Source organism: Providencia huaxiensis (assembly GCF_002843235.3).
Taxonomy (GTDB): Bacteria; Pseudomonadota; Gammaproteobacteria; order Enterobacterales; family Enterobacteriaceae; genus Providencia; species Providencia huaxiensis.
Genome location: NZ_CP031123.2, coordinates 1,660,539 through 1,686,681, shown reverse-complemented (window position 1 = coordinate 1,686,681; position 26,143 = coordinate 1,660,539). Strand labels below are relative to the sequence as shown.

Below are 26,143 nucleotides of genomic sequence, written 5' to 3'. Positions count from 1 at the left end.
ACAGCTCTTATTTAGAGATGTGAGCGATCAGGTCTAATACTTTGTTAGAGTAACCTGTTTCGTTGTCATACCAAGAAACTAATTTAACAAAGTTGTCGTTCAGTGCGATACCTGCTTTAGCATCAAATACTGAAGTCAGTTTTTCACCGTTGAAGTCAGTTGATACAACGTCATCTTCAGTGTAACCCAGAACGCCTTTCAGCTCGCCTGCTGCTGCTTCTTTGATAGCATCACAGATTTGAGTATAAGTTGCTGGTTTTTCTAAACGAACAGTTAAGTCAACAACAGAAACGTTAGGCGTAGGTACACGGAAAGACATACCAGTCAGTTTGCCATTCAGTTCAGGGATAACTTTACCTACAGCTTTAGCAGCACCGGTTGATGAAGGGATGATGTTTTGAGCAGCACCACGACCACCACGCCAGTCTTTATGAGAAGGACCATCAACTGTTTTTTGAGTTGCAGTTGTTGCGTGAACAGTTGTCATTAAGCCTTCAACGATACCGAATTTGTCGTTGATAACTTTAGCCAGTGGAGCTAAGCAGTTAGTTGTACAAGATGCGTTAGAAACGATTTCTTGACCTGCGTAAGCTTTGTGGTTAACGCCCATAACGAACATAGGAGTATCATCTTTAGAAGGGCCAGTTAGAACAACTTTCTTAGCGCCTGCTTGGATGTGTTTACGTGCAGTTTCATCAGTTAAGAAGATACCTGTTGCTTCAGCAACGACGTCAACACCGACTTCGTTCCATTTCAGGTTTGCAGGATCTTTTTCTGCTGTTACACGGATTTTTTTGCCGTTTACAACTAGGTGACCATCTTTAACTTCAACAGTACCGTTGAAACGACCATGAGTTGAGTCGTATTTCAGCATGTACGCCATATATTCTGCATCGAGCAGGTCGTTGATAGCAACGATTTCGATGTCAGAACGCTCTTGTGCAGCACGGAAAACGATACGGCCAATACGACCAAAACCATTAATACCTACTTTGATAGTCATAGTATTTCCACCAGCTATTTATTCGTGAATTAAGTTGTAGTTAAAGTTACCAAAACCTTGCCAGCCGTCAAGCGGAATCGTGTCAATTATTGAAAAAAATCAATTCTGATACCACCAATTGCTTATTTGTCAGCCACTTCAGCGGCAAATACAGCCGCACGTATTATCGGGATTGTACGGCATAATGAAACCATCTATCAGTGATATATGTGATACGGTTCACAAATCAAAACGGAAAGTAAGATGCTTCTTAGTTTAGAATAGTTTTACAGAAAATGTTGTTAATTTTTTGTTGATTGAAATTGATGTATGATAACCATTAAACCGTTTAGTCATTTAAATATTTAGGGATGACATGTCAAATAAAGATAACCAACCTATTGATATCTCAAAGTTAAATGAGATGCAGCGTTATGTTACACAACAAGCCGGTACCGAGCCACCCTTTAGTGGTCAATTATTGCATAACCGTAAAGACGGTGTGTACGAATGCTTATGTTGTGGTACACCTTTATTTATGTCTGAGACCAAATTTGATGCAGGTTGTGGTTGGCCAAGCTTTTATCAACCGGTTAATGAAGAGGCCATCAAATACATTGAGGATTTCTCTCATGGAATGCATCGTATTGAGGTTCGTTGTCAACACTGTAATGCGCACTTAGGGCATGTATTTCCAGACGGTCCTCAGCCTACCGGTCAGCGTTACTGCATTAATTCAGCATCATTAAGCTTTATTGATGATGATAGCGGTGAAAAGACACGTGGATAAAGAGCTGAAGGTTGCTGAAGCTATTCTATGATAATAACAAAAACGATTCAGCTTTTAGCTGAAATCGAGAAAAATAAAATAATGTGCTAATTGTGTATTTGAAGGAGCCTTACCGTGAGCGTTGAAGTTAATCCAGAGCAGCTTGAACAATTGTTGGCAGTGATGACCCCCGAAATTTATGAGCGCCTAGTGACAGCAGTTGAACTCGGTAAATGGCCTGATGGGGTGATGTTAACACCGGAACAGAAAGAACATAGCTTACAAATGGTGCTATTGTGGCAGTCTCGGAATAACCATGACCCGGAACATATGACGGTAGGGACTAATGGTGAAATTACGATGAAGAGCAAACAAGAGCTGAAAATGTTGTTTCAAGGTGAAATGTTAGCGACCTTAAAACCACAAAACAATGATGAATAACAGCTGCTTTACAAAAAGTTTGGTTATTCAATATGATGCTAAAGGGTGACAGGGTCACTAAAACAAGTTTTCTCAACTGATATGAGAAAACTTGTCAGCAAAGTATGAGCTAATGAAGGTCAGCTAAAGTGATTAACCTTGCGCCTTGCTTTTGCATTTCAGCTAAGGCTTCTTGGCTATCATTGGCCGCTAGGTTAACACCTCTACACCCATCGGCGAGAACATCCACGGAATAGCCTAGTTTTAACGCATCTAATACAGTAAATTTGACACAATAATCTGTCGCAATTCCCATAATAATTAAATGTGAGATATGCTGTTCTTGTAACCATGCGTGCAAACGAGTTTGGCTAATTTTATCGTTATCGAAAAAGGCACTATAACTATCAACTTGAGGGTTTTCCCCTTTGGTGAAAGTTTCACGAATAAGCGATTGGTTTAAATTCGAGTGTAACTGAGCGCCGTGTTCACCTTGTACGCAATGAATTGGCCACCAAACTTGTGTAATGCCGTTTAATTCACCGACTTCACCAATTTGAGTGTTTGAATTAGCAGCGAAGCTAAGGTGTGTCGCGGGATGCCAATCTTGACTTGCAATGATATCTATCCGTTTTTGTTGGCAAATAGCCATTGCTTTATTCGCAACATCAATAACATGTTCGCTTTCATTTACTGCCAATGTCCCACCAGTGCAAAAATCGTTTTGTAAATCGACTAACAGTAAAGCTGTTTTCATTATGTCCTCAGTATTTTATCTGTTATTCATCAGCATAGCTCAACTCACCGCGTAAATTATTCTGCATTAATTCACGGATCAACGCAGGGGTATAATTTTGGCTAAGTAAGTAGTGCAACTTACTTAAGGCGGCTTCAAAAGTCATGTCATATCCACTGATCACACCAGCTTCAGCAAGGGCGTGTCCCGTGGCATAGCCTTCCATATTAACACGACCAGAAATACATTGTGTCAGGTTCACCACAATAATTCCTCGGCTCGTTGCTTCGCGAAGTATACGGAGTAATTCAGGTTGCTGAGGGGCATTACCGACACCGTAAGAGCGTAATATTAGTGCCTTAACGGGTTGCTGAAGAATATTGCGAACAATCTCAATTGAGAGCCCAGGGTAAAGTGTAACCACACCGATAGGTTGAGGTGTAATTTGGTGGCTTTTAAATTCACCGATACCAATAGGAGCAGGACATGTATTAAATGTGCGAATATTGATGCCAGCTTCCATTAGTGGTGAGCAGTTAGGCGAGCTAAAAGCATCAAAGCCATCAGCATGGGCTTTAACGGTGCGGTTACCGCGATATAATTTATTATTGAAAAATAGGCCGACTTCATTAACGGGGTAGTTTGCCGCTAAATATAATGCATTTAATAGATTCGTCTGCCCATCAGAACGCAATGCTTCTAAAGGTATTTGTGACCCTGTCACTATTACCGGTTTTTTCAAGTTTTCAAACATGAAAGATAACGCAGAAGCAGTAAAAGCCATGGTATCAGTGCCATGTAAGATGACAAACCCATCATAAAGTGGGTAGTTTTCACAAATGTCATCAGCGATAAGCTGCCAATCTTCAGGGGTAATATCAGATGAATCAATCAACGGCTGATGCTCTCGGATCGTAAACTCAGGCATTTCAGGACGGTGAAACTCAGGCATTTGAGCTAATTGAGCTTGTAAGTGACCGGAAACAGGCACATATCCCTGTGGTGAATGGCGCATGCCGATTGTTCCGCCCGTGTAGACAACATAAATTGATTTCTTCTGCATCTGATTACCTAATTTATCCAACTTATCGAAGGAGAGTGATTATCAGGATTTTGACGTATTTGTTAGCGTATTACTATCGTTAACTTACGAATAATTAGATTGATATGAGGTTATTGATGGGGTTATGAGAGAAATCCCCTTCACCGGTTCTGAAGGGGATTTAGCAATCAGTTAATTTCTGCGCAATTTAAGCAAAATGCATAACGGTTTTGCGGGTCATTCATTTTTAAGAAAAATTGAGCTTGCTGGCGGATGTCCGTCGCGACAGCTGGGGGTAAAAATACGTGTAGTACATCGGGCATTACGGCTTGGACGCTAGTTGTTAATTCAAGTAGCAATTGATCCATAAAGGTCAACTCAGGCTTCATCCAATCTAACTTAACATCAGTGAGTTTAGCGAGCTCAGCGGCTTTATCTACCGCATTATCAAAATCACCTAGCTGGTCGACAAGGCCATTTTTAAGTGCATCTTGCCCGATCCACACACGGCCTTGTGCAATTTTATCTATTTCTGCTGGCGTTTTATGGCGAGCTTTAGCAACTAAGCCAATAAATGTTTCATAGCCATTTTCAATAGTGATTTGCATCATGTCAGCAAATTGTGGGCTGATCCCTTTTGTCAAAGAAATATCAGCTAATGGTGATGTTGATACACCATCAGTATATACCCCAATAGAATCTAAGGATTTTTCAAAGGTATTGATCACACCAAATATACCAATTGAGCCAGTCAGTGTGTTTGGACTAGCAATAATATAGTCCGCGGGAGTTGATACCCAATAACCCCCCGATGCTGCCATGCCTCCCATAGAAACCACAACAGGTTTGCCCGCTGCATGGGCAGAAGCCAGTTCACTGCGGATCAAATCAGAAGCACTGACGCTTCCCCCCGGGCTGTTAACCCGTAAGACGATCGCTTTAATATTATCATCAAGGCGAGCATCGCGGATTTGTGCTGCAATAGTATCGCCCCCGGCAATTCCTGCTGTTTGCGGGCCATCCATGATGGCACCTTGAACAACAATCACAGCGATATTGCCGCCTTGATCCGTGTTGATATCTGCTATTTTGGCAGAATAATCATAGATACTAATATTATTAAACTGTTTATCTTCTTTATTCCAACCAAAGTGTTTACTGAGTAAATCTTCAACTTGTTCGTTTGTATAAAGTTTATCAACCAACTTTTGTTTTAAAGCATACTGTGCGCTATCGCCTTTGACTGATCGTAATTGTTCTAAAATAGTATCAGCCCCAGGGAAAATTTGTGTACTGGTCGTATTACGGTTTTTGGCGATTTCTGCGAGGTAATTGTTCCAAAGGGCATCTAACCACTGTTTATTGGCTAAACGAGCCTCTGGGGACATATCATCACGCATTAACGGCTCAACTGCAGATTTATAAGTACCGACACGGAAAATATGGCTACTGACTTTGAGTTTTTCTAATAGTGTCTTGTAATACAGACCATTAGTTGCAAAACCATACACCCCAACAGCCCCTTGAGGAGTGAGGTAGATATCATCAGCGTAACTAGCAAGATAGTATTGTGACTGGTTATAACTGTTACCGATGGCGTAAACTTGTTTCCCTGAGCTTTTAAATTCGTTGATTGCTTTACCGATATAAGCTAAAGAGGGTTGATCAGCGCCAACTAAATCATCTAGGCGTAATACCATTCCTGTAATGCGGTCATCATTTGCGGCGGTGCGAATGGTGTCAACGATGTCGAATAGTGAATTCTCTTGCATACGGCTATTTGAAGTACCGAGTAGTTCACGGCTCATACGACCAAATGGGTCTGGAGCAGAAACTTGGTCTACAATAACGCCCTGCAAATCAACATATAAAGCACCAAAATAATTTTTTTCAGGTTGAGTATCTGTTTGGTAAAGGGCAATCGACCCAATAACGACAAAAAATAATACTAAGAAAATGGCGTTGAAAACGAATTCCCTAATAAAGTTGAGTGCTCGCCAGCTAATTCTAAAGATGGTAGCGATGATGTCCCATAGTTGACGCATGTTTTCTCCTATCCTGTATATTTTGCACCACACGGGTGTTGGCTTCTGGTACAAACTATTTTTGGATATCACATAAATATTTCTTTCTACAGCTGGGCTATTTCCGTCTGTAGCACGAATTAACAATAATATGCTCAAAAGCAAATCTGTTACCCGATCATCACTTCGAATGTTTGATATTAAAGTTATATCAATACAATTAGTTGCAATTGCGGGCTATTTTTATGCATAACAAAATTAAGATACGCAAGGTACAATGTTTCAATGATATTTTTCACGTATGACAAATGATACAATTCAATGAATTTATAACGTAATTTTACCTAGCGAATCATTGTTATTGTTGTATTAGTGTAAGCGATTTTCCTTTAAGCTTAAACAATAGATAACGTGGGTATAATTATCTAATTGAATGATTATTACATCAGTTTACTCTTAAACGGAGACAATTATGGATGCTCTAACCCTTTTGTTGAACCGCCGTTCAGCTTCTAGACTCACAACACCAGCACCGCAAGGCGAAGAACTTAATAACATACTTGCAGCAGGGATGAGAGCACCTGATCACGGTGCGTTAAAACCGTGGCATTTTGTTGTTATGCAAAATGAGGGGATTAAACGCTTCAGTCAGTTATTAGAAAAAGCGGCAATTGAAGGACAGTTAGGTGCTGAGGTAGAAGAAAAAGCACGCAATGCACCTTTTCGTGCCCCATTAATTATTACTGTGATTGCGAAATTAAAAGACCACCCGAAAGTACCAGAATGGGAGCAATTAGTTGCTGCGAGTTGTACTGTGCAGGCGATGCAAATGGCCGCTGTAGCTCAGGGTTTTGGCGGTATATGGCGTTCAGGGGCATGGACAGAAGATGCCGTGGTTCGTGCTGGACTAGGTTGTGGAGATAACGACCGTATTGTTGGATTTCTTTATTTAGGAACACCAGAGCTTAAAGCACCAACAAAAGTACAAGCGCCCGACATGACAGGTTTTGTGTCTCACTTCTAAAGAGAATAATAATGACTGAAAAAATTAGATTAACGCAATATAGTCATGGCGCAGGCTGTGGCTGTAAAATTGCACCGAAAGTATTAGAGCAAATCTTACACACAGAACAAGCAAAATTCCATGATCCACATTTGTTAGTTGGTAATGAGACGAAAGATGATGCCGCTGTTTATGATTTAGGTAATGGAATTGGCATCATCAGCACAACCGACTTTTTCATGCCGATTGTTGACTCCCCGTTTGAATTCGGCCGTATTGCCGCGACGAATGCGATTAGCGATATTTTTGCGATGGGCGGAAAGCCCATCATGGCAATCGCAATTTTAGGCTGGCCAATCGCTAAGCTACCACCTGAAGTGGCTCGAGAAGTGATTGAAGGTGGCCGTGCAGCTTGTGCTGATGCAGGTATTTCATTGGCAGGAGGGCATTCCATTGATGCACCTGAGCCTATTTTTGGGCTGGCGGTTACTGGTGTTGTCAATACGGCATATGTGAAGAAAAATAGTGCTGCAACAGCGGGTTGCGAACTGTTCTTAACTAAACCGCTCGGTATTGGCGTTTTGACAACGGCAGAGAAAAAAGGGGTACTTGCACCTGAACATCAACACTTAGCGGCAGAAACCATGTGCCAAATGAATAAACTAGGAGCTGTCATTGCGCCTTTAGATGGTGTGACGGCGATGACTGACGTGACCGGTTTCGGTTTATTAGGTCATTTAAGTGAGATTTGTGAAGGCTCTAACGTTCGCGCTGAAATTTCCTTTAGTAAAGTTCCTAAATTAGCGGATGTCGAAAAGTATATTGAAGCAGGCTGTGTTCCCGGTGGAACAACTCGTAACTTCGACAGTTATGGTCATCTTATTGGCCCTATGAATGATATGCAGCGCCAGCTACTGTGTGACCCGCAAACCTCTGGTGGCCTACTCATTGCAGTAAAACCTTCCGAAGTCTCTAAAATTAAAGAGATTGCACAGCAGCAAGGTGTTTTGTTACAGTCTATCGGCAAATTATTACCCCATCAGGATAATGTTCCTTTAGTTGAAGTGATAGATTAATTTATGCGTTTGTTTATTGCGGAAAAACCGAGCCTTGCAAGGGCCATTGCAGATGTATTACCCAAACCTCATAAACGAGGTGATGGTTTTATTCAATGTGGTGATGGCCAAACCGTAACATGGTGTATTGGCCACCTTTTAGAGCAGGCTGAGCCGGATGCTTATGAGCCTCGGTACGCACGCTGGAATCTTCAGGATCTGCCAATTATCCCTGATAAGTGGCAGTTGAAGCCCCGTCCCGCAGTAACTAAACAATTAAAAACTATTGAAACATTGCTGAAGCAAGCCTCAATTGTCGTTCATGCAGGAGACCCTGATAGAGAAGGTCAATTGCTGGTGGACGAAGTGCTTGATTTTTTAAAGCTCGACCCTGAAAAACGCAAAGAAGTAAAGCGTTGTTTAATTAATGACCTTAACCCTCAAGCGGTTGAGCGGGCAATTGACCGTTTAAGAGAAAATCGCGAATTTATTCCTCTTTGTGTCTCTGCTTTAGCAAGAGCACGAGCAGATTGGTTGTATGGCATCAATATGACTCGTGCTTATACGTTATTAGGACAACGGGGTGGGTATCAAGGTGTTCTTTCTGTTGGGCGGGTACAAACGCCAGTTTTGGGGCTAGTCGTTAGGCGTGACGAAGAAATAGAGAACTTTGTTCCTAAAGACTATTTCGAGGTTAAAGCCCATATTGTTACGCCAAAGGATGAGCGTTTTGTGGCGATATGGCAACCAAGTGACTCCTGTATTGATTACCAAGACGAAGAAGGGCGTTTGTTTCACCGACCGCTTGCAGAACATGTGGTATCGCGTATCGAGGGCAAACCTGCCATAGTGACGCAATATCAAGACAAACGCGAATCTGAAATTGCACCGTTGCCTTTTTCTTTATCGTCTTTGCAAATTGAAGCTGCTAAAAAGTATGCGTTGAGTGCGCAAGAAGTATTGGACATTTGCCAACGTTTATATGAAACGCACAAGTTAATTACGTACCCGCGTTCAGATAGCCGCTATTTACCTGATGAACATTTTGCAGGGCGGCACAGTGTATTGAATGCAATTGCGGTACATCAACCAGACCTTACTGAATTTGAATTGACAGAGTTGGATAAAAAAAACCGGTGTTGGGACGACAAAAAAGTGGATGCCCACCATGCAATAATTCCAACAGCAAAAACGGCAGCAGCAAAGCTAACTGAAAATGAAAGTAAAATTTACCAACTGATTGCACGTCAATATATTATCCAGTTTATGCCTGATGCAGTTTACCGTAAGTGCACGATTGATCTTGAAATTGAAAAGGGTAAATTTATTGCAAAAGCTCGATTTCTTGCTGAAGCAGGTTGGCGAGTCGTATTGGGTAATAAAGAGCGCGATGCTGAGAATGATGGTATGCCGCTACCCGTTGTGAGTAAAAATGATGAGTTGCTATGTGAAAAAGGGGAAGTGGTTGAACGGCAAACACAGCCCCCGCGCCCTTTTACGGATGCGACGTTGCTATCCGCAATGACAGGGATCGCGCGTTTTGTGCAGGATAAAGCATTAAAAAAAGTATTGCGAGAAACGGATGGGCTTGGCACCGAAGCGACAAGGGCGGGCATCATTGATTTACTATTCAAGCGCCAATTCCTCTATAAGAAAGGGCGTTATATTCATTCCTCGCCTGCGGGAAGGGCTCTAATTCATGTTCTACCTGACATGGCGACTTTACCGGACATGACTGCCCATTGGGAATCAGTGTTAACTCAAATTAGTGAGAAACAATCACGTTATGATGATTTTATGCATCCACTAAGTCAAACTTTGATGCAATTAATTCACCATGCGCGCCAGTTTACAAATTTGAGGGCATTTCGAGAGCTGCCGGCCCCATCAGTAAAAACGGGGAAAAAACCAACAAAAACGGGTGAAAAAACGAAAAAGAAAGAAGACTAGTTGAGTCTGGTAAAACAATAAAAGGCGCTTAGAGCGCCTTTTTGCATTAGAACCCGAGATAAAAATTATTTTGTTAGGTCAAATTCAGACCATACAGGTGCGTGGTCTGACGGTTTTTCCATTCCTCTAATATCATAATCAATACCCGTTGCTATACAGCGCTCTGCTAACTTATTTGATGCAAGCAGTAAGTCGATACGTAAGCCTCTATTATCATCAAAACCTTTAGAACGGTAGTCAAACCATGAGTAGCAATCAGCAACATCAGGGTTTTTCGCACGGTATGTATCAACTAAGCCCCAGCCTAATAATTTGGCTAACCATTCACGCTCCTCGGGTAAAAAAGAACATTTTCCGGTTTTTAACCAACGTTTGCGATTTACCTCGCCAATACCGATATCAAGATCTGTTGGGCTGATATTCATGTCACCCATAATGAGCAATTGGGACTCAGCAGTTTGTGTTGATGTAATATAATTTTGTAAATCTTGATAAAATTTTTCTTTTGCTGGAAATTTTGTTGGGTGGTCACGGCTTTCCCCTTGAGGAAAATAACCATTCACAACAGTTAATGGGCCACGCTCCGTTTGGATGTCAGCCATGATAATACGACGCTGTGCGTCATCATCATCAGTTGGAAAGCCTTTACGGACAGCAAGAGGCTCATTTTTAGTTAAAAGAGCGACACCATAATGCGCTTTTTGGCCGTGATAAAAAACATGATAGCCGAGCTGACTAACTTCTTCATAAGGAAACATATCATCATGGACTTTTGTTTCTTGTAAGCCAATAACCTCAGGTTGATGTTTTTCGATGATTGCAGCGAGTTGGTGAGGGCGAGCTCGAAGGCCATTGATATTGAACGATATGAATTTCATGGTTTTTTATCACCTAGTTTTATGATTATTATGCTTATTCTACCAGATGGTAGCTGTACTGTAACCCCGCGTAACATGTTTCAATGATTAGGTTGTTTTATAGTTAGTAATGGCTATGATAAAAACGGTCATGGCATAACTCACTCTTAGAACAATATCAAAATTCAGCGCTCAATATAAATATAATAATAATTTTAGTTAATCAAAAAATATTATTGTTAATTAAATTTATTATGAATGCTAGGGTATAATTTAATATTGAAATTAAATTAATAATTTCAATATTAACTAGTTTTAATTTCATTTAAAGTCAATTGGTTATTTATATTTTAATGTGATTTAATAGTGGAGGCATAAAAAATAATCAATCTAAACAGTATAATATATTGCTTTGTAATGATGGAAATTATAAAAATACTTTTATGAAATATTGTTAATCATTCAATAAAAAATCAAGTTTGATTTTTCATTTTATGAGTTAATTTCTGGGGTGATCAATATAATTATTAATGAGAAAACTAAGTATGTTGATTAACATTTTAATAAACGGAATGGGGTCATAGATATGTTCTTTTCAAGAAAATTAGAGGCGTTTATGGCGGTTGTTGAGAATGGCTCGTTAAGTAAGGCTGCAAGAGTGATGAACCGTACGACACCTCCCATCGCAAAGTCAATCAAAGACTTTGAGACAAGCCTAGGTAAACGGCTTTTTAAACGAGAAAAATTTGGAATGACATTAACTAAGGATGGCCAAGAACTTTATAACGATCTAAGAGATCTTTATTTACAGGAGAAGGAAATAACAAAAAAACATTTTTCAGGTTATATAATCAATGAGGCTAATATTTATTATGACTGGGGAAAGGAAAATCATTTAATTAATTTATATCAATCAGCACATCAAAATAATGTACAAGTAAATATATTAAGGTTTAATTATGACGAAGTAGATGAAATTGTCGATTATGATGGGAATACTCTTATACTTAGTTCAGAACAGGTAGTTAGTGAGCGATTTTCATTACAAAAAATAATAGAAAACTCACCATTAGGTATTTATTGCAGAAAAGAACTGTATGAAAAATTTCATTATGACCTGGTTACATTATTACAAAAAAGTACATGGCTATGTGATCCTGCATTTTATAAAAGTTCATTGATGAGTGATTTATTGGCAAAAATTGAAACGGTTGATAATAAAACAAGTGTAAGACAAATGGATAATATCGGCTGTTGCCAAAGTTTCATTCAAGAGGGTGATTTTATTGGCATTATAGACCATTATCCAGAAGAAGAGTTGATTGATAAGTCATTGATTTATATATCATTGAACAAAATTTTGGGGGAAAGTGTGTGTTATATCTATAAATCAAAATCACACTCAAGTGTGTTAAATCGTTTTATGGGGGTTGTTGACAAACTAGGAGGTGAAATTAATTAGATGGTGGTGGGAGAAGGATTCGAACCTTCGAAGTCTGTGACGGCAGATTTACAGTCTGCTCCCTTTGGCCGCTTGGGTATCCCACCAGATTTTGAATTGCTGTAATCGTTGACAGCGGGCGGCATCATATCAAATGACGCGCCGCTGTAAAGCATTAATTTTCAATAAAATGGTTGTTTGCTGTTTTTTTATTCTTAATGCGTGTTAAATCAACAAAGTGTTGTTAAATAAGCCACTACGTTGGCTTATAAAATAATGGTGCGATTACCATAGACAAATACACGTTGAGCTAAAACCCAATAGAGTGCATGGCTGAGGACATTTTTTTCGACATCACGCCCTGCACGCATCATATCATCCGCTGTGAATGTATGGTCTATATTAATTACATTCTGCGTAATGATTGGTCCTTCATCGAGGTTGTCATTGACAAAGTGCGCGGTCGCTCCAATAATTTTTACGCCACGCTCATAAGCTTGGTGGTAAGGGCGGGCACCAATAAACGCGGGTAAAAATGAGTGATGAATATTGATAATTTGGTTTGGATAATGCTGCACAAATGCAGGCGTTAATACGCGCATATATTTAGCTAACACAACATAGTCAGGCTGATATTGGTCAATCTGCGCTGTCATTTTTTCGTCATGTTGTTCGCGAGTTAGGCCTTCATGGCTAATATGGTGGAATGGGATATCAAATTGTTCGACTAAGTTTTTTAGGGTGTCGTGGTTTCCAATAACCGCTGCAATTTCAACATCCAAACCATCATAAGCACTTTTCATGAGTAGATCGCCCAGACAATGAGCTTCTTTTGTCACCATAACGACAATACGACGTCGACCTGCTGTATTTAATTCGCGTTGAGATCCAACCGGTAATGCATCATCAAGGTCAGCTAATAATGTCTCATCGTTGAAAATACCCTCTAGCTCAGTTCTCATGAAGAAACGGCCGGTGTGGTGATCAACAAACTCATTATTTTGTACGATATTGAGTTGGTGCTTATAGCAAATATTGGTGATTTTCGCGATTAATCCTTTCGCGTCAGGGCAAATTGTCCTGAGAATTTTCTTCTGTACAATTTTGTGTTGCATGAAACAGCCTAATCCTTAACTAACAAAGCGATATAAAAAAGAAAATGACGGATTGAGTATTGCATGTGTCTTATTAGACAGATATCAAATAAAGGGTGATTAGTTTGGATGCCCACACTTTTTATATTTTTGACCAGAGCCACAAGGGCACAAATCATTACGACCAACTTTGGGAGTAATGCCGTCTATATAAAACCAACACGAATCCATCTTAATAAAACGCGAACGTTCATGAATAAGCTGCTTATGATCAGCTTTTTCATCAATAAAGCAAGCCGAAAATTCGACATAAGCTTCATTAGGATTTTTGGCATAAGAAGAACTAATAACACGAAGGCCAAGCCACTGTGTCTTCGAGAAACTATTTACAATTTCTTGATACCACTCTTGGGCATGGCAATCAGGGTGCCATGTTTTAATCAGATAATCGGCATTTTGCTGTACATAAGCGCTATATCTTGAGCGCATAAGCTGCTCTGGCGTCTGTGGGATCGATTTTTCTTGCAAAAAAGGGGCACAACATTGTTCAAATTGTGCTTCGTTACCACAGTAACACTTATCTTCTGCTTGAGATTTCATAACACTCCCTATAAAAATAAGTATAAGATTGAAAAATCACTATACTTAAATGATGGTGAATAAATGATTTTATCGTATGAATAATTGTATTGTTAATTAAACCAGGCTTTTGCAGTAGGTATCTTATGAAAAATAGAAAAGTACTCATAATAGAAGACGAAATCACCTTCTGTACAATTTTAAAAAACTACCTAGAAACACTGGGTATTGAGATCTATACCGCAGATAATGGTCAATTAGCAATAGAGATGTTAACAATAGACCGTATCAACCCTGATATCATTCTATGTGACTTAAGCATGCCGGTCATGAATGGTGAAGCATTCATGAGAGAGCTCGTTTCTCGCAATATCGATATTCCTGTCATTGTGATCACAGCAACAACAGATTTTACTCAGTTAGATAGAATGTTTCGTTTAGGGGCTAAGGATGCTTTATTAAAGCCAATAAAAAATTTAGATGAAGTCAAAGTGACACTCCTTTCTGCACTGTACCCCGAGCAAAGTAACCTAACAGAGTTGATTGACGAGGAAATTCATCAAATTTCTACATTAATGCAAGATCATACCCAAGATATGTTAGCGGTATTGAAACAGTTACAACCACCAGTACACCAAATTATAAATAATTATCGAATTAACTATCGTCAACTTAATGAGGCTAGCCGATTTGGGTTATTATTAGACCTAGCGCCTATTTCAGATAGCCAAATAGGGTTCTACTGCATTGACACTGAACGTTCTCCCCAAGAAGGTATTATGGCGGCTTTTTTGATTCGAGTTGTGTTTAATGACCTTTTAAAAAGTGCGGTAAGCTACCCAGAAAAAAAACTACCGAATATTGACAGGATCATTAATCAAATAAATTATTTACTGGAGGATTCGGGGTTTAGTGGGCAATTTCCTCTATTATTAGGGTATTTTAATACACAGAATAAATCGATTATTATGGCGAGTGCGGGCTTAGAAGCGGAAATAACGACAGAAAATACACATGTTAAGTTACCTAGAAGCCTTCCTTTAGGCACGCTAAAATTTTATCAATCTAATCACTTAGAGGTAAAAGGAAATGCTTGGCAGTGTTTAATTCGTAATAATAGTCAGAAAATAAAACTTATGTTTAATCCCGAAACATAATTAATGCCTAAAATGCATACTCCTGTAATCTAAATACCCCTATTCGGACTCGTCGCTATTTATTCATGAATATTTCCTGATATACTTCTGCGCACTTAAAATGCCTCTTGGTACTTTAGTGAAATTAGAGAGGCTAAGATGATATCTGGAGTGATAAAAATGACACAGCGCAAGGTGCGTAAAGCGGTAATCCCTGTTGCAGGTTTAGGAACTCGTATGCTTCCTGCAACAAAAGCTATTCCAAAAGAAATGTTGCCAATAGTCGATAAGCCTCTGATTCAATATGTTGTTAACGAATGTATTGCGGCTGGGATCAATGAAATTGTTTTAGTGACCCATTCATCGAAAAATTCCATTGAAAACCACTTTGACACAAGCTTTGAATTAGAAGCTATTTTGGAAGCGCGTGTTAAACGCCAGCTATTGGATGAGGTTCAATCTATTTGTCCAAGCCACGTAACGATTATGCAAACACGCCAAGGAATAGCGAAAGGGTTAGGGCATGCTATTTTGTGTGCTAAGCCGTTAGTCGGTGAAGAACCTTTTGCGGTTATTTTACCCGATGTCATTTTAGACCGTTACAGTACAGACTTAACCAAATTTAATTTGCGTGAAATGCTAGAGCAATATGAGTCTACAGGAGCAAGTCAGATTTTAGTTGAGCCAGTACCAGAAGAAGATGTCTCTAGCTATGGTATTGTGGATTGTAATGGTGAAATGTTAGCGCCAGGGGATAGTAAAAGAATTATCCGTATGGTTGAAAAACCAAAACGTGAAGAGGCTCCATCTAATTTATCTATTGTTGGTCGTTATGTTTTATCTGAAAAGATTTGGGATGCATTAGCCAAAACAGCACCAGGTGCTGGAGATGAAATACAATTAACTGATGCCATTGCATTAATGATGGAAAATAATGAACCAGTAGAAGCCTACCACTTATGTGGTAAAAGTCATGACTGCGGAAATAAGCTAGGTTATATGAAAGCGTTTGTTGAATATGGAATGCAACATGATGCGCTGGGAGATGATTTTACCCAGTGGTTGAAAGAATTATCAGTATCATTGAATTCAGCAAAATAAAATTCCACAATGAATTTTTATTAAAGGCTAACTTAATTTGTTAGCCTTTTTTATGCGTGAAAAAATAATTACTAACAATAGATATCAAATATTAAGGGGTATCGCTCTGATTTCGGCTGTTTTAGCCTGTACATCCTATAAGTGTATAGGGTGTAAAAATTAACAAACAACCTCATTACATAAATAAAATCACTGAACAATATTTAAATTTATCTAATTAAGCTTACATATCTTTACTGCATATTTTTATTTATCATGATTATTTGTCGATAGCGTAATACGCCGCAAAAGCTTAAACAGGGCAGTTAATTGAAGCAGAGGGCAGTAGTTATGAGGCTTTCGTGCTGAAGGGGAGAGTTATAATAGCTAAGCACCTTTTCTTATTACAGGTTAATATAAAATAATATATAAAGCTTTAAAATAAAAACACCCTTATAAAAGGGTGTTTAGAATACATGTTGAGGCGATTAGATTAAGAAATCATCTAAAGATTTGCCTTGTTCTTCAATGGCAACTTTGATTACAGCTGGAGTACGGCCTTGGCCTGTCCAAGTTTTAGTTTCGCCATTTTCATCAACATATTTGTATTTAGCTGGACGTGCAGCACGTTTAGCACGGGTGCTAGTGCTTTTACCTGAGTCCATTGTTTGCAGAAGGTCATTTAAATCGACGCCTTGCTCAAGGATCATTTCACGAACTTTTTCCAATTTACGGTTACGTTCTTCTAATTCCGCGCGAGCTTGGCTCTCTTCATCACGACGTTCTTCAACAACGACGGTTAATTTTTCCAGCATTTCTTCTAAAGATTCTAAAGTTACTTCGCGAGCTTGAGCTCGAAGAGTACGGATGTTATTTAACGCTTTTAATGATTCGCTCATTTTCCTGGTCTCAAATTATTAGTTGGCATGTGTACAGTAATAATAGAATGCTATTTTAAATTCTGCAATAGCTAAATTACTTCCTTAGTTTAAAAGTAATCTTTAGCGATTGCAATTTTTTTACAAAAGAAAAATAAACTTTTCGTAGATATATATATAGCTATTATCAATAACTGAACTAAACGAAAAATAGGAATAAGCTAAAATCGTAGTGATTAAATTATTCGAAAAAGAAGAGGAGAGTCTCATTTTACTTTTACGCAGAATGAATTGAAGGGATGGATTCCTTAAATTTTCTTTTTTTGATGATGATTTTTAGCGGAATGTGCTTTAATTGAAACTGTTTATAGTTAATATCAAATTGGTTTTTATTGCATACAAGCTAAGCAATATTTGCAATAAGGAACGAGTATAGTCGAAAAAAAAGTTAAATTTTCAATAAGTAAAGGACATACAGACCATTATTGTTAATCATAAAGTCTGTTTTATGGTAAAATTATTACGTATATTAATTTTGAGGGAACAGCCAAATGGCTCAGCTTTACTTTTATTATTCAGCTATGAATGCGGGAAAATCAACGTCATTATTGCAATCATCGTATAACTATAATGAAAGAGGGATGCGTACGGTTATTTTTACTGCAGAGATAGATAACCGTTTTGAACAAGGAAAAGTCTCATCGCGCATCGGTTTATCAGCAGAGGCGTTACTCTACTCAGCGACAACAAATATGGCCGAGCTGATAAAAAAAGAAAATAGCACACAAAAAGTGCATTGTGTTCTTATTGATGAGTGTCAGTTCCTAACAAAAAAACAAGTCGAAGAATTATGTGACATAGTCGATAACGAGGATATTCCAGTTTTATGTTATGGGTTGCGTACTGATTTTGCGGGGCAATTATTTGAAGGTAGCCAATATTTGCTTGCTTGGGCTGATAAATTAGTCGAGCTAAAAACAGTCTGCTATTGTGGCCGTAAGGCAAGTAAGGTTTTACGTATAGGAAGTGATGGGATACCTGTATATAAAGGCTTACAAGTCGATATAGGCGGCAATGAAAAGTATATTTCTGTTTGTCGTAAACACTATTCAGAAGCAATAAAACAAGCTCAGTTGATGAATGAGGGTGTTATACCTAAACAGGCACTCCACTTTAGATGAATGGAAATCGTTTGGTGTAGGAAATAAAATAGCTCTCTGATATCAACCTATTATGACCAACTGTGAGATAAACTCAGCGAGTTGAATCGTTTTATATAATATCGATTTTATGTATTTTTACAGTAACTCATTTTTAATAGCTAAACAAAAGGCACTGCAATTATTGCAGTGCCTTTATTTTAAATAATGTTTAATACATTATTTCTTAGTGCTTTTCTTTTCAGCTTCTTTTTTTACGGCTGTTTTTTTCTGAGGCGCTTTTTTTTCCTCTTTTTCAATCACGGGTGCGTCTTGATGCTCAACGAACTCGCGACCATAATAAGAATCCAGTAATAATTGTTTAATTTCAGAGATTAAAGGATAACGAGGGTTAGCACCTGTACATTGGTCATCAAATGCATCTTCAGAAAGTTTATCCACGCGAGCTAAGAAGTCAGCTTCAGTAACACCAGTCTCACGGATAGATTTAGGAATACCTAAATCGGCTTTTATTTCCTCCAACCATGCGAGTAATTTTTCAATTTTCTCAGCAGTACGATCACCAACTTTAGTGAGCCCTAAGTGATCCGCAATTTCTGCGTATTGGCGGCGTGCATGAGGGCGGTCGTATTGGCTAAATGCAGTTTGTTTTGTTGGGTTATCATTCGCATTAAAACGGATAACGTTACAAATCAGCAAAGCATTAGCAAGCCCATGAGGGATGTGGAACTCTGAGCCAAGCTTATGTGCCATAGAGTGACATACACCAAGGAATGCGTTTGCAAAAGCAATACCTGCAAGTGTCGCCCCGTTATGGACACGTTCTCTTGCTACAGGGTTTTTAGCCCCTTCATGGTAACTGGCTGGTAAATAATCTTTTAATAGACTCAGGGCCTTAAGTGCTTGGCCATCAGTAAACTCGTTAGCTAAAACAGAAACATAAGCTTCTAACGCATGGGTGACCGCATCTAAACCACCAAAAGCCGTTAAAGATTTAGGCATATTCATGACTAAGTTCGCATCAACAATTGCCATATTTGGCGTTAATGCATAGTCTGCTAATGGATATTTTTGGCCTGTTTTATCATCAGTCACTACCGCAAATGGCGTGACTTCAGAACCTGTTCCCGAAGTCGTTGTGATAGCAACTAATTTAGCCTTAACGCCCATTTTAGGGAAACGGTGGATACGTTTACGTATATCCATAAAACGTAATGCTAATTCTTCAAAATGAGTTTCCGGGTGTTCGTACATAACCCACATGATTTTAGCCGCATCCATTGGTGAACCACCCCCTAATGCAATGATCACATCAGGTTGGAATGCTTGCATTTGGGCTGCACCTTTACGAACCACCGTTAATGTTGGGTCTGCCTCAACTTCAAAGAAAACGTCTGTTTCAATGTGATGTTTTTTGAGAACGCTAACCACTTCATCAACATAACCATTATTGAATAGATAACCATCAGTTACGATGAAAGCGCGTTTAGCACCGTCAGTTGCAATCTCTTCAAGGGCGATAGGGAGGCAACCACGGCGGAAGTAGATTGAGTTCGGAAGTTTATGCCACAACATATTTTCAGCTCTCTTCGCCACAGTTTTGGTATTGATTAGGTGTTTTGGACCTACGTTTTCAGAGATGGAGTTACCACCCCAAGAACCACAACCTAGAGTCAGAGAAGGGGCTAATTTAAAGTTGTACAGGTCACCGATACCACCTTGTGACGCTGGCGTATTGATTAAAATACGCGCTGTTTTCATTTTTTGGCCAAAATAGTTAACACGATCATGTTGGTTATCTTGGTCAGTATATAAGCAAGAGGTATGGCCAATCCCCCCCATTTCAACTAATTGTTCTGCTTTTGCAACTGCATCTTCAAAATTCTTACCACGATACATCGCTAATAATGGTGAAAGTTTTTCATGTGCGAACGGTTCTGACTCATCGATGGTTTTGACTTCACCGATTAAGATTTTAGTTGTTTTTGGAACGGTAATGCCGGCCATTTCTGCAATTTTATAGGCAGGCTGACCAACAATAGCAGCGTTTAGGTTGCCATTTTTTAAGATGATATCTTGAACCGCTTTAAGCTCTTTTCCTTGTAGCAGGTAGCCCCCATGGCTTGAAAAACGTTCGCGAACTTGATTGTAGATTTCATCCACAACCACAACGGATTGTTCAGAAGCACAAATAACTCCGTTGTCGAATGTTTTTGACATCAAAATGGACGCAACGGCACGTTTAATGTCCGCTGTTTCATCAATAACGACAGGGGTATTACCAGCACCAACACCAATTGCAGGTTTACCTGAGCTATAAGCTGCTTTGACCATGCCTGGCCCACCTGTCGCTAGGATCAGGTTAATATCAGGGTGGTGCATTAAAGCGTTGGATAGCTCAACAGAAGGGGAATCAATCCAGCCAATAATGTCTTTTGGTGCCCCCGCTGCAATGGCAGCATCAAGCACGATTTGTGCTGCGCGGTTAGTTGCATTTTTAGCGCGAGGGTGCGGAGAAAAGATAATAGCGTTGCGCGTTTTTAAGCTAATCAGTGATTTAAAAATCGCGGTTGAAGTTGGGTTTGTTGTTGGAACAATACCACAGATAATACCAATCGGCTCAGCGATAGTAATTGTTCCAAATGTTGGGTCTTCAGATAGCGTGCCGCAGGTTTTTTCGTCTTTATACGCATTATAGATATACTCTGAAGCAAAGTGGTTTTTGATCACTTTATCTTCAATAATACCCATTCCAGATTCTTCGACAGCGAGTTTTGCTAGGGGGATACGTGCGTCAGCAGCAGCGAGGGCGGCGGCTCTAAAGATTTCATCAACTTGCTCTTGGGAGAAAGTTGCGAATTCGCGTTGAGCTTTTTTGACACGAGCAACGAGTTCATTGAGTTCGGTAACGTTAGTTACGGACATATAGATTACTCCTGATAAATGTTAAACTTTTTAAGCCAATGAGCAAAATGCATCTATAGAACTAGGAAATGCTTAAAGATGAAAGTATAGATGTTATCTATAATAACGCTGCTCATGATCGCTTATTGGCTTAAAAACCTTATTCAGTTTTGAGTTAATATCCTCATTAGCTCTGCCTATCAGTTAAGAGTAGATTAACAAAACGGTAATTAAATAAAGTGATCTATATCACGAAAACGCCAAGCTGACTCCTTTCAGCACGTGTATATATGCACAAGTTGAATAAATGTTGTTCATCTATTACTTAATTTAATATTATCAAAACAATTTGTGCAGATAATTTATGTATACCTAACTAAATGCTAAGCAAATTTAGCAAGTTGAAGAAAATATTGTTTTGCTCAAGGAAATTAATAACATCGGTGGTAAAATCATAAAAGATATCAATGAATCTCTAAAGAGAACTGCTTAAGGAAATGAATGGGTGAGTAGCGCATTACTTGATTTATCGGGTTATATAAAATTCTTTATTGGCTTGTTTGCACTTGTGAACCCAGTTGGCATATTGCCTGTGTTTATTAGTATGACAAACTATCAAAGTAATGCAGGGAGAAATAAAACTAATACTATTGCAAATACATCAGTTGCTATCATTTTATGTACATCATTATTAATTGGTGACTCAATTCTGCAATTATTTGGTATTTCAATTGATTCTTTCCGTATTGCTGGTGGGATCTTGATCGTCACAATAGCGATGTCAATGATTAGCGGTAAAATTGGTGAAGACAAACAGAATAAGCAAGAAAAAACAGAAACTGCGGTTAGGGATAGCATTGGTGTTGTACCTTTGGCTTTACCCTTAATGGCAGGGCCTGGGGCAATCAGTTCTTGTATCGTTTGGTCATCTCGTTGGCATGGTTGGCAAAACTTTTTAGGTTTAGCCTTGACGAGTATCGCATTTGCTTTTTGTTGTTGGTTATTATTTCGTTCAGCGTCTTTATTGGTTCGTTACTTAGGTCAAACAGGGATCAACGTGGTGACGCGTATCATGGGCCTATTACTGATGTCGCTGGGGATAGAGTTTATTGTGACCGGGGTTAAAGCCATATTCCCAGGCTTATTATAATCTAATTTCTTCTCTTTTTATGGCTGCAAACTAAACCTATTTGCAGCCATATCTATCGTTAGTTCCTATCGTATTACATACATCAATTTTGCTCTTCAGGTAGTTTTAATTGGCTTATTAAAATTTTAGTCATCAATAATCACGTATGAAAAAAATGTTCCCTGTAATTATATGTGGCATTTTTTGCTAAAACAGGGATAAAAAGTAAGGAATTGTGAGCTACGTAAATTTATTCACTATTCTAATTGGCGTTTGTTAATGATATGTTTGGATTCGAATTTGAGGTCTATCTTGTATTGTATGATTATACTTTTGTAATGCATTGTAATTTAAAGATAAACATAATGTTTAGCTGTTATTTTTAAAAGTTATCAAAAGTTTTTAACTAGCGAATGTTAATTAATTGTTTTGAATATTGGAGTCATAAAGTGGATTGCCCATAAGGAAATAACAGTCTTAGGGCTTAAATATCAGCGTAAATAAGGTTGCTAATGAGGTTATAGCGCCATCAATGAATCGTGAGGGATAGGATGTTCAAATCAACACTTGGTTATGGTGTGCTCTCGTTATTATTTGTTGCGTTACAAGCAAATGGCACGGAAAAAGTAAAACAGGTAATCACAATTAATAATGGCTCAGAAGTAACATCTCTTGATCCCCATAAAGTGGAAGGGGTGCCAGAAAGCAATGTGATATTAAACTTATTAGAAGGCCTCGTGTATACCGATATAGACGGTAAGGCAGTTCCTGGCGTTGCTAAAAATTGGACCAATGAAAATTACACCTCTTGGGTTTTTACTTTGCGGGAAGATGCAAAGTGGAGTGATGGCTCACCTGTAACCGCTGAAGATTTTGTGTATAGTTGGCAACGTTTATCTGACCCTAATACAGGCTCTCCTTACTCAAGTTATCTACAAAATGCGTATATTTTAAATGCAGATGCGATTTTAGCAGGGAAAATGCCTGCAACAGCGCTGGGGGTGAAGGCACTTGATCCGCAACATCTACAGGTTACGCTAAGCCACCCAGTACCTTATTTTGTCGATATGCTTTCTCATACGTCTATGAAGCCTGTGAATAAGTCTGCAATTCAACGGCATGGTGATAAATGGACTCAACCCCAAAATTTTATTGGAAATGGGGCATACATATTGGATAAGTGGGTGGTAAATGAACGTATTGTTATCAAACGAAACCCATTTTACTGGGATAATCCCAATAGTCGTATTGAGCAAGCGACCTTTCTAGCGATTAGCTCCGAAGTGAGTGATATTAACCGTTACCGTAGTGGTGAAATTGATATTTCAAATTCTGCAATCCCACCTGTTTTATATAAAAAAATGCAGCAAGAAAGGCCCAATGAATTATATGTTCGGCCATATTTGTGTACGTTCTATTATGAAATAAATAATCAAAAAGCGCCGTTTAATGACCCAAGAGTACGTGAAGCAATAAAATTGGGTTTAGATAGAGAAATAATTACCAATAAAATTATCGCTCAAGGGCAAAAAGTCGCTTATGGTTTTACGCCAAGCTTTATCAATAATGGTGACTTTGCATTACCTGAATGGGCTAATTTATCGGCAGAACAACGTTATCAGCGCGCTAAAGATTTACTTTCACAAGCGGGTTATAACAAAGAAAACCCATTGAAATTTGACTTATTGTATAACACTTCAGATCAAAACAAACAGCAAGCTATTGTTGCAGCATCGATGTGGCAGAAAAATATTGGTGCGCAAGTGACGTTGCAAAACCAAGAATGGAAAACATCATTACAAAGTCGTCATGAAGGTCATTACGATGTTGCTAGGGCAACGTGGTGCGCAGATTACAATGAACCAACTGCATTTTTGAATATGATGTTGTCTCAAAATAGTAATAATACCGCTTTTTATAATAATTCGGACTTTGATGCCTTGCTTGAGCAAGCGCTGACAGCTCCAGATCCTTCATCTCGCCATGCAATTTATCAACAAGCGGAAACCTTGCTAGACAAGGATTCGGCTATTGTTCCTGTTTATTATCGCGTTAGTGCTCGAATGATAAAACCGAGTGTTCGCGGATTTAAAGGTAATGACCCCCTTGATTATACGGATATTAAACGGTTATATATAAGTGAACCTAATTAATAATATCTAAATAATTATAAAAAGTGTTCATCTACTGGGTGAACATATATCAACACACAATCATAATAATTATGTATGGGAGTAACCGATAAGATGAGTAAATTAATCAATAAATCGATTATTGCGCTTAGCGTAACGGCTGGGTTAGCAATGGGCTCTATAGCAACAAGTTTTGCAGCAACGGTTCCCGCAGGTGTTGAACTGGCTGAAAAACAGTTAATGGTTCGTAATAATGGCTCAGAACCTCAGTCATTAGATCCACATAAAATTGAAGGGGTGCCGGAATCTGCTTTAGCGAGAGACCTTTTTGAAGGGATCACAATTGTGGGGCCTGATGGTGAAATTTTACCTGGTTCAGCAACAAGCTGGGAAAATAAAGATTTTACAGAATGGACATTTAAAATTCGCGAAGGTGCTAAATGGTCTAATGGTGACCCTGTCACAGCCGAAGATTTTGTGTATAGCTGGCGACGATTGGCTGATCCTGATACTGCATCACCTTATGCGAGTTATTTACAATATGCCCATATCAATAATATTGACGATGTTATCTCTGGAAAGAAAAAACCTGAAGAACTTGGTATTAAAGCTCTCGATGACAAAACCCTAGTTATTACACTGAGTGAAGCTGTTCCTTATATCCCTAAATTATTAGCTCACTCATCTATGTCCCCAGTAAATAAAAAAACTATTGAACAACATGGTGCTAAGTGGACGCAGCCACAGAATTTTGTGGGTAATGGGGCATATAAATTGAAGGATTGGACAGTTAATGAGCGCATTGTATTAGAGCGAAGCCCAAGCTATTGGGATAATGCGAATACCATTATTGACCAAGTGACTTTTTTACCGATTTCCTCAGAAGTTACAGATGTTAACCGCTACCGTAGTGGTGAAATTGATATGACATACAGTAACTTACCTATCGAACAGTTCAAAAGTTTGCAGAAAAATATGCCGAATGAGTTACGGGTAAGTCCATACTTGTGTACTTATTATTATGAGATTAATAATGAAAAACCCCCATTTAACGACCCTCGTGTACGTGAAGCGTTAAAGCTATCTATGGATAGAGACACAATTACGTATAAAGTTAAAGCTCAAGGGGATATTCCTGCGTATGGTTTCACTCCACCATTTACCAGCGGAATGAAAACAGAAAAACCAGATTGGTACGCGAATATGACCCAAGAGCAGCGTAATGAAAAAGCGAAACAGTTGCTAGAAGAAGCGGGATATAACAAAGGGAATCCTCTAAAATTCAATTTATTATATAACACCTCAGACTTACATAAGCGTATTGCGATTGCAGCGTCTTCTATGTGGAAGAAAAACATTGGTGCGGAAGTGAAATTAGAAAACCAAGAGTGGAAAACATTCTTAGATAGCCGACATCAAGGCAACTATGATGTTGCACGCGCGGGGTGGTGTGCGGACTATAACGAGCCTTCATCCTTCCTCAATATGTTACTTTCCTACAGCAGTAATAATACCGTTCACTATAAAAATACAGATTTTGATGCGGTGATGAAGAAAACATTGCAAGCCAAAACAGATGAAGAACGAGCAGAACTCTATCAACAAGCTGAAAAATTACTCGATAAAGACTCAGGGGTTGTTCCGCTTTACTACTATGTTAATACGCGTTTAGTGAAACCTTATGTGGGTGGCTATAGTGGCAAAGACCCATTAGATAATCTGCATACTAAAGATTTATATATTATTAAACACTAATATAGTTGCTCTGGCTC

21 protein-coding genes and 1 tRNA gene are annotated in these 26,143 nt (G+C 38.9%); 12 read left to right on the top strand and 10 right to left on the bottom strand.

Going from position 1 to position 26,143, the window contains the following annotated elements; all coding sequences use genetic code 11:
* Nucleotides 1–7: 7 nt before the first annotated feature.
* Complete coding sequence (gene gapA / locus CYG50_RS09440) at nucleotides 8–1,003, bottom strand: glyceraldehyde-3-phosphate dehydrogenase (protein WP_004911198.1); 996 nt, start codon at nucleotides 1,001–1,003, stop codon at nucleotides 8–10.
* Nucleotides 1,004–1,358: 355 nt separating this feature from the next.
* On the opposite strand from gapA, the gene msrB reads away from it, so the two are divergent.
* Nucleotides 1,359–1,772: a peptide-methionine (R)-S-oxide reductase MsrB gene (gene msrB, locus CYG50_RS09435; RefSeq protein ID WP_102138663.1), complete on the top strand. Its 414-nt coding sequence runs from the start codon at nucleotides 1,359–1,361 to the stop codon at nucleotides 1,770–1,772.
* A 114-nt stretch (nucleotides 1,773–1,886) separates the two neighbouring features.
* Nucleotides 1,887–2,192, top strand: a complete 306-nt coding sequence (locus CYG50_RS09430) for a YeaC family protein (RefSeq protein ID WP_102138662.1) — start codon at nucleotides 1,887–1,889, stop codon at nucleotides 2,190–2,192.
* A 109-nt stretch (nucleotides 2,193–2,301) separates the two neighbouring features.
* Here the strand turns inward: CYG50_RS09430 and pncA are convergent, their stop codons facing one another.
* The 3 genes from pncA to sppA all read right to left on the bottom strand — a co-directional run bounded on the left by pncA (nucleotide 2,302) and on the right by sppA (nucleotide 5,994).
* Nucleotides 2,302–2,928 (bottom strand): bifunctional nicotinamidase/pyrazinamidase, encoded by a 627-nt coding sequence (pncA, locus tag CYG50_RS09425; protein ID WP_102138661.1) that lies wholly within the window; start codon nucleotides 2,926–2,928, stop codon nucleotides 2,302–2,304.
* A gap of 22 nt (nucleotides 2,929–2,950) precedes the next feature.
* Entirely contained in the window at nucleotides 2,951–3,970 is a 1,020-nt protein-coding gene (ansA, locus tag CYG50_RS09420) for an asparaginase (RefSeq protein ID WP_102138660.1), read from the bottom strand.
* A 167-nt stretch (nucleotides 3,971–4,137) separates the two neighbouring features.
* Nucleotides 4,138–5,994 carry a signal peptide peptidase SppA gene (gene sppA / locus CYG50_RS09415; RefSeq protein ID WP_102138659.1) on the bottom strand — a complete coding sequence of 619 codons (1,857 nt, stop codon included), beginning with the start codon at nucleotides 5,992–5,994 and terminating at the stop codon, nucleotides 4,138–4,140.
* Between the two features lie 451 nt (nucleotides 5,995–6,445).
* Between sppA and CYG50_RS09410 the strand changes: the two genes are divergently transcribed.
* The 3 genes from CYG50_RS09410 to CYG50_RS09400 are packed head-to-tail and all read left to right on the top strand — an operon-like array spanning nucleotide 6,446 to nucleotide 9,981.
* Complete coding sequence (locus CYG50_RS09410; RefSeq protein WP_102138658.1) at nucleotides 6,446–6,997, top strand: NAD(P)H nitroreductase; 552 nt, start codon at nucleotides 6,446–6,448, stop codon at nucleotides 6,995–6,997.
* 11 nt (nucleotides 6,998–7,008) lie between these two features.
* Entirely contained in the window at nucleotides 7,009–8,052 is a 1,044-nt protein-coding gene (gene selD / locus CYG50_RS09405) for a selenide, water dikinase SelD (protein WP_102138657.1), read from the top strand.
* 3 nt (nucleotides 8,053–8,055) lie between these two features.
* Nucleotides 8,056–9,981: a DNA topoisomerase III gene (locus tag CYG50_RS09400; protein ID WP_102138656.1), complete on the top strand. Its 1,926-nt coding sequence runs from the start codon at nucleotides 8,056–8,058 to the stop codon at nucleotides 9,979–9,981.
* A gap of 65 nt (nucleotides 9,982–10,046) precedes the next feature.
* Here CYG50_RS09400 and xthA read toward each other — a convergent pair whose 3' ends face one another.
* On the bottom strand, nucleotides 10,047–10,859 hold the full coding sequence (gene xthA, locus CYG50_RS09395) for an exodeoxyribonuclease III (RefSeq protein ID WP_102138655.1): 813 nt from the start codon (nucleotides 10,857–10,859) through the stop codon (nucleotides 10,047–10,049).
* A gap of 565 nt (nucleotides 10,860–11,424) precedes the next feature.
* Here xthA and CYG50_RS09390 point away from each other — a divergent pair.
* Nucleotides 11,425–12,300, top strand: a complete 876-nt coding sequence (locus CYG50_RS09390; RefSeq protein WP_102138654.1) for a LysR family transcriptional regulator — start codon at nucleotides 11,425–11,427, stop codon at nucleotides 12,298–12,300.
* A 1-nt stretch (nucleotide 12,301) separates the two neighbouring features.
* Here CYG50_RS09390 and CYG50_RS09385 read toward each other — a convergent pair.
* From CYG50_RS09385 to CYG50_RS09375, 3 genes are all read right to left on the bottom strand, one after another.
* Nucleotides 12,302–12,386: transfer RNA gene (locus CYG50_RS09385), tRNA-Tyr, on the bottom strand.
* A gap of 159 nt (nucleotides 12,387–12,545) precedes the next feature.
* Nucleotides 12,546–13,394 carry a formyltetrahydrofolate deformylase gene (purU, locus tag CYG50_RS09380; RefSeq protein WP_102138653.1) on the bottom strand — a complete coding sequence of 283 codons (849 nt, stop codon included), beginning with the start codon at nucleotides 13,392–13,394 and terminating at the stop codon, nucleotides 12,546–12,548.
* A gap of 99 nt (nucleotides 13,395–13,493) precedes the next feature.
* Nucleotides 13,494–13,973 carry a YchJ family protein gene (locus CYG50_RS09375; RefSeq protein WP_102138652.1) on the bottom strand — a complete coding sequence of 160 codons (480 nt, stop codon included), beginning with the start codon at nucleotides 13,971–13,973 and terminating at the stop codon, nucleotides 13,494–13,496.
* A 125-nt stretch (nucleotides 13,974–14,098) separates the two neighbouring features.
* Between CYG50_RS09375 and rssB the strand changes: the two genes are divergently transcribed.
* Together rssB and galU are read left to right on the top strand one after the other, a co-directional pair.
* The gene (rssB, locus tag CYG50_RS09370; RefSeq protein ID WP_102138651.1) at nucleotides 14,099–15,109 is read left to right on the top strand and encodes a two-component system response regulator RssB; all 1,011 of its coding nucleotides are present in this window, start codon (nucleotides 14,099–14,101) and stop codon (nucleotides 15,107–15,109) included.
* 159 nt (nucleotides 15,110–15,268) lie between these two features.
* Nucleotides 15,269–16,189 carry a UTP--glucose-1-phosphate uridylyltransferase GalU gene (gene galU / locus CYG50_RS09365; RefSeq protein ID WP_102138650.1) on the top strand — a complete coding sequence of 307 codons (921 nt, stop codon included), beginning with the start codon at nucleotides 15,269–15,271 and terminating at the stop codon, nucleotides 16,187–16,189.
* A gap of 467 nt (nucleotides 16,190–16,656) precedes the next feature.
* Here the strand turns inward: galU and hns are convergent, their stop codons facing one another.
* Nucleotides 16,657–17,067 (bottom strand): histone-like nucleoid-structuring protein H-NS, encoded by a 411-nt coding sequence (hns, locus tag CYG50_RS09360; protein WP_004254106.1) that lies wholly within the window; start codon nucleotides 17,065–17,067, stop codon nucleotides 16,657–16,659.
* A gap of 530 nt (nucleotides 17,068–17,597) precedes the next feature.
* Between hns and CYG50_RS09355 the strand changes: the two genes are divergently transcribed.
* Nucleotides 17,598–18,227: a thymidine kinase gene (locus tag CYG50_RS09355; RefSeq protein ID WP_102138649.1), complete on the top strand. Its 630-nt coding sequence runs from the start codon at nucleotides 17,598–17,600 to the stop codon at nucleotides 18,225–18,227.
* Between the two features lie 198 nt (nucleotides 18,228–18,425).
* Here CYG50_RS09355 and adhE read toward each other — a convergent pair whose 3' ends face one another.
* A complete protein-coding gene (adhE, locus tag CYG50_RS09350) occupies nucleotides 18,426–21,131 on the bottom strand; it encodes a bifunctional acetaldehyde-CoA/alcohol dehydrogenase (protein ID WP_102138648.1) in 2,706 nt (901 codons plus the stop codon).
* A 484-nt stretch (nucleotides 21,132–21,615) separates the two neighbouring features.
* Here adhE and CYG50_RS09345 point away from each other — a divergent pair, with 484 nt between their 5' ends.
* From CYG50_RS09345 to oppA, 3 genes are all read left to right on the top strand, one after another.
* Entirely contained in the window at nucleotides 21,616–22,260 is a 645-nt protein-coding gene (locus tag CYG50_RS09345; RefSeq protein WP_004254112.1) for a YchE family NAAT transporter, read from the top strand.
* Between the two features lie 530 nt (nucleotides 22,261–22,790).
* On the top strand, nucleotides 22,791–24,392 hold the full coding sequence (locus CYG50_RS09340) for an ABC transporter substrate-binding protein (RefSeq protein ID WP_232368170.1): 1,602 nt from the start codon (nucleotides 22,791–22,793) through the stop codon (nucleotides 24,390–24,392).
* A 93-nt stretch (nucleotides 24,393–24,485) separates the two neighbouring features.
* Nucleotides 24,486–26,126: an oligopeptide ABC transporter substrate-binding protein OppA gene (gene oppA / locus CYG50_RS09335; RefSeq protein WP_102138646.1), complete on the top strand. Its 1,641-nt coding sequence runs from the start codon at nucleotides 24,486–24,488 to the stop codon at nucleotides 26,124–26,126.
* Nucleotides 26,127–26,143: the final 17 nt, after the last annotated feature.

Bases quoted from the DNA above. Each gene is read 5' to 3' on its own strand.
- gapA (WP_004911198.1), bottom strand. From the start codon at position 1,003: ATGACTATCAAAGTAGGTATTAATGGTTTTGGTCGTATTGGCCGTATC.
- msrB (WP_102138663.1), top strand. From the start codon at position 1,359: ATGTCAAATAAAGATAACCAACCTATTGATATCTCAAAGTTAAATGAG.
- pncA (WP_102138661.1), bottom strand. From the start codon at position 2,928: ATGAAAACAGCTTTACTGTTAGTCGATTTACAAAACGATTTTTGCACT.
- ansA (WP_102138660.1), bottom strand. From the start codon at position 3,970: ATGCAGAAGAAATCAATTTATGTTGTCTACACGGGCGGAACAATCGGC.
- sppA (WP_102138659.1), bottom strand. From the start codon at position 5,994: ATGCGTCAACTATGGGACATCATCGCTACCATCTTTAGAATTAGCTGG.
- CYG50_RS09410 (WP_102138658.1), top strand. From the start codon at position 6,446: ATGGATGCTCTAACCCTTTTGTTGAACCGCCGTTCAGCTTCTAGACTC.
- selD (WP_102138657.1), top strand. From the start codon at position 7,009: ATGACTGAAAAAATTAGATTAACGCAATATAGTCATGGCGCAGGCTGT.
- CYG50_RS09400 (WP_102138656.1), top strand. From the start codon at position 8,056: ATGCGTTTGTTTATTGCGGAAAAACCGAGCCTTGCAAGGGCCATTGCA.
- xthA (WP_102138655.1), bottom strand. From the start codon at position 10,859: ATGAAATTCATATCGTTCAATATCAATGGCCTTCGAGCTCGCCCTCAC.
- CYG50_RS09390 (WP_102138654.1), top strand. From the start codon at position 11,425: ATGTTCTTTTCAAGAAAATTAGAGGCGTTTATGGCGGTTGTTGAGAAT.
- purU (WP_102138653.1), bottom strand. From the start codon at position 13,394: ATGCAACACAAAATTGTACAGAAGAAAATTCTCAGGACAATTTGCCCT.
- CYG50_RS09375 (WP_102138652.1), bottom strand. From the start codon at position 13,973: ATGAAATCTCAAGCAGAAGATAAGTGTTACTGTGGTAACGAAGCACAA.
- rssB (WP_102138651.1), top strand. From the start codon at position 14,099: ATGAAAAATAGAAAAGTACTCATAATAGAAGACGAAATCACCTTCTGT.
- galU (WP_102138650.1), top strand. From the start codon at position 15,269: ATGACACAGCGCAAGGTGCGTAAAGCGGTAATCCCTGTTGCAGGTTTA.
- hns (WP_004254106.1), bottom strand. From the start codon at position 17,067: ATGAGCGAATCATTAAAAGCGTTAAATAACATCCGTACTCTTCGAGCT.
- CYG50_RS09355 (WP_102138649.1), top strand. From the start codon at position 17,598: ATGGCTCAGCTTTACTTTTATTATTCAGCTATGAATGCGGGAAAATCA.
- adhE (WP_102138648.1), bottom strand. From the start codon at position 21,131: ATGTCCGTAACTAACGTTACCGAACTCAATGAACTCGTTGCTCGTGTC.
- CYG50_RS09340 (WP_232368170.1), top strand. From the start codon at position 22,791: ATGTTCAAATCAACACTTGGTTATGGTGTGCTCTCGTTATTATTTGTT.
- oppA (WP_102138646.1), top strand. From the start codon at position 24,486: ATGAGTAAATTAATCAATAAATCGATTATTGCGCTTAGCGTAACGGCT.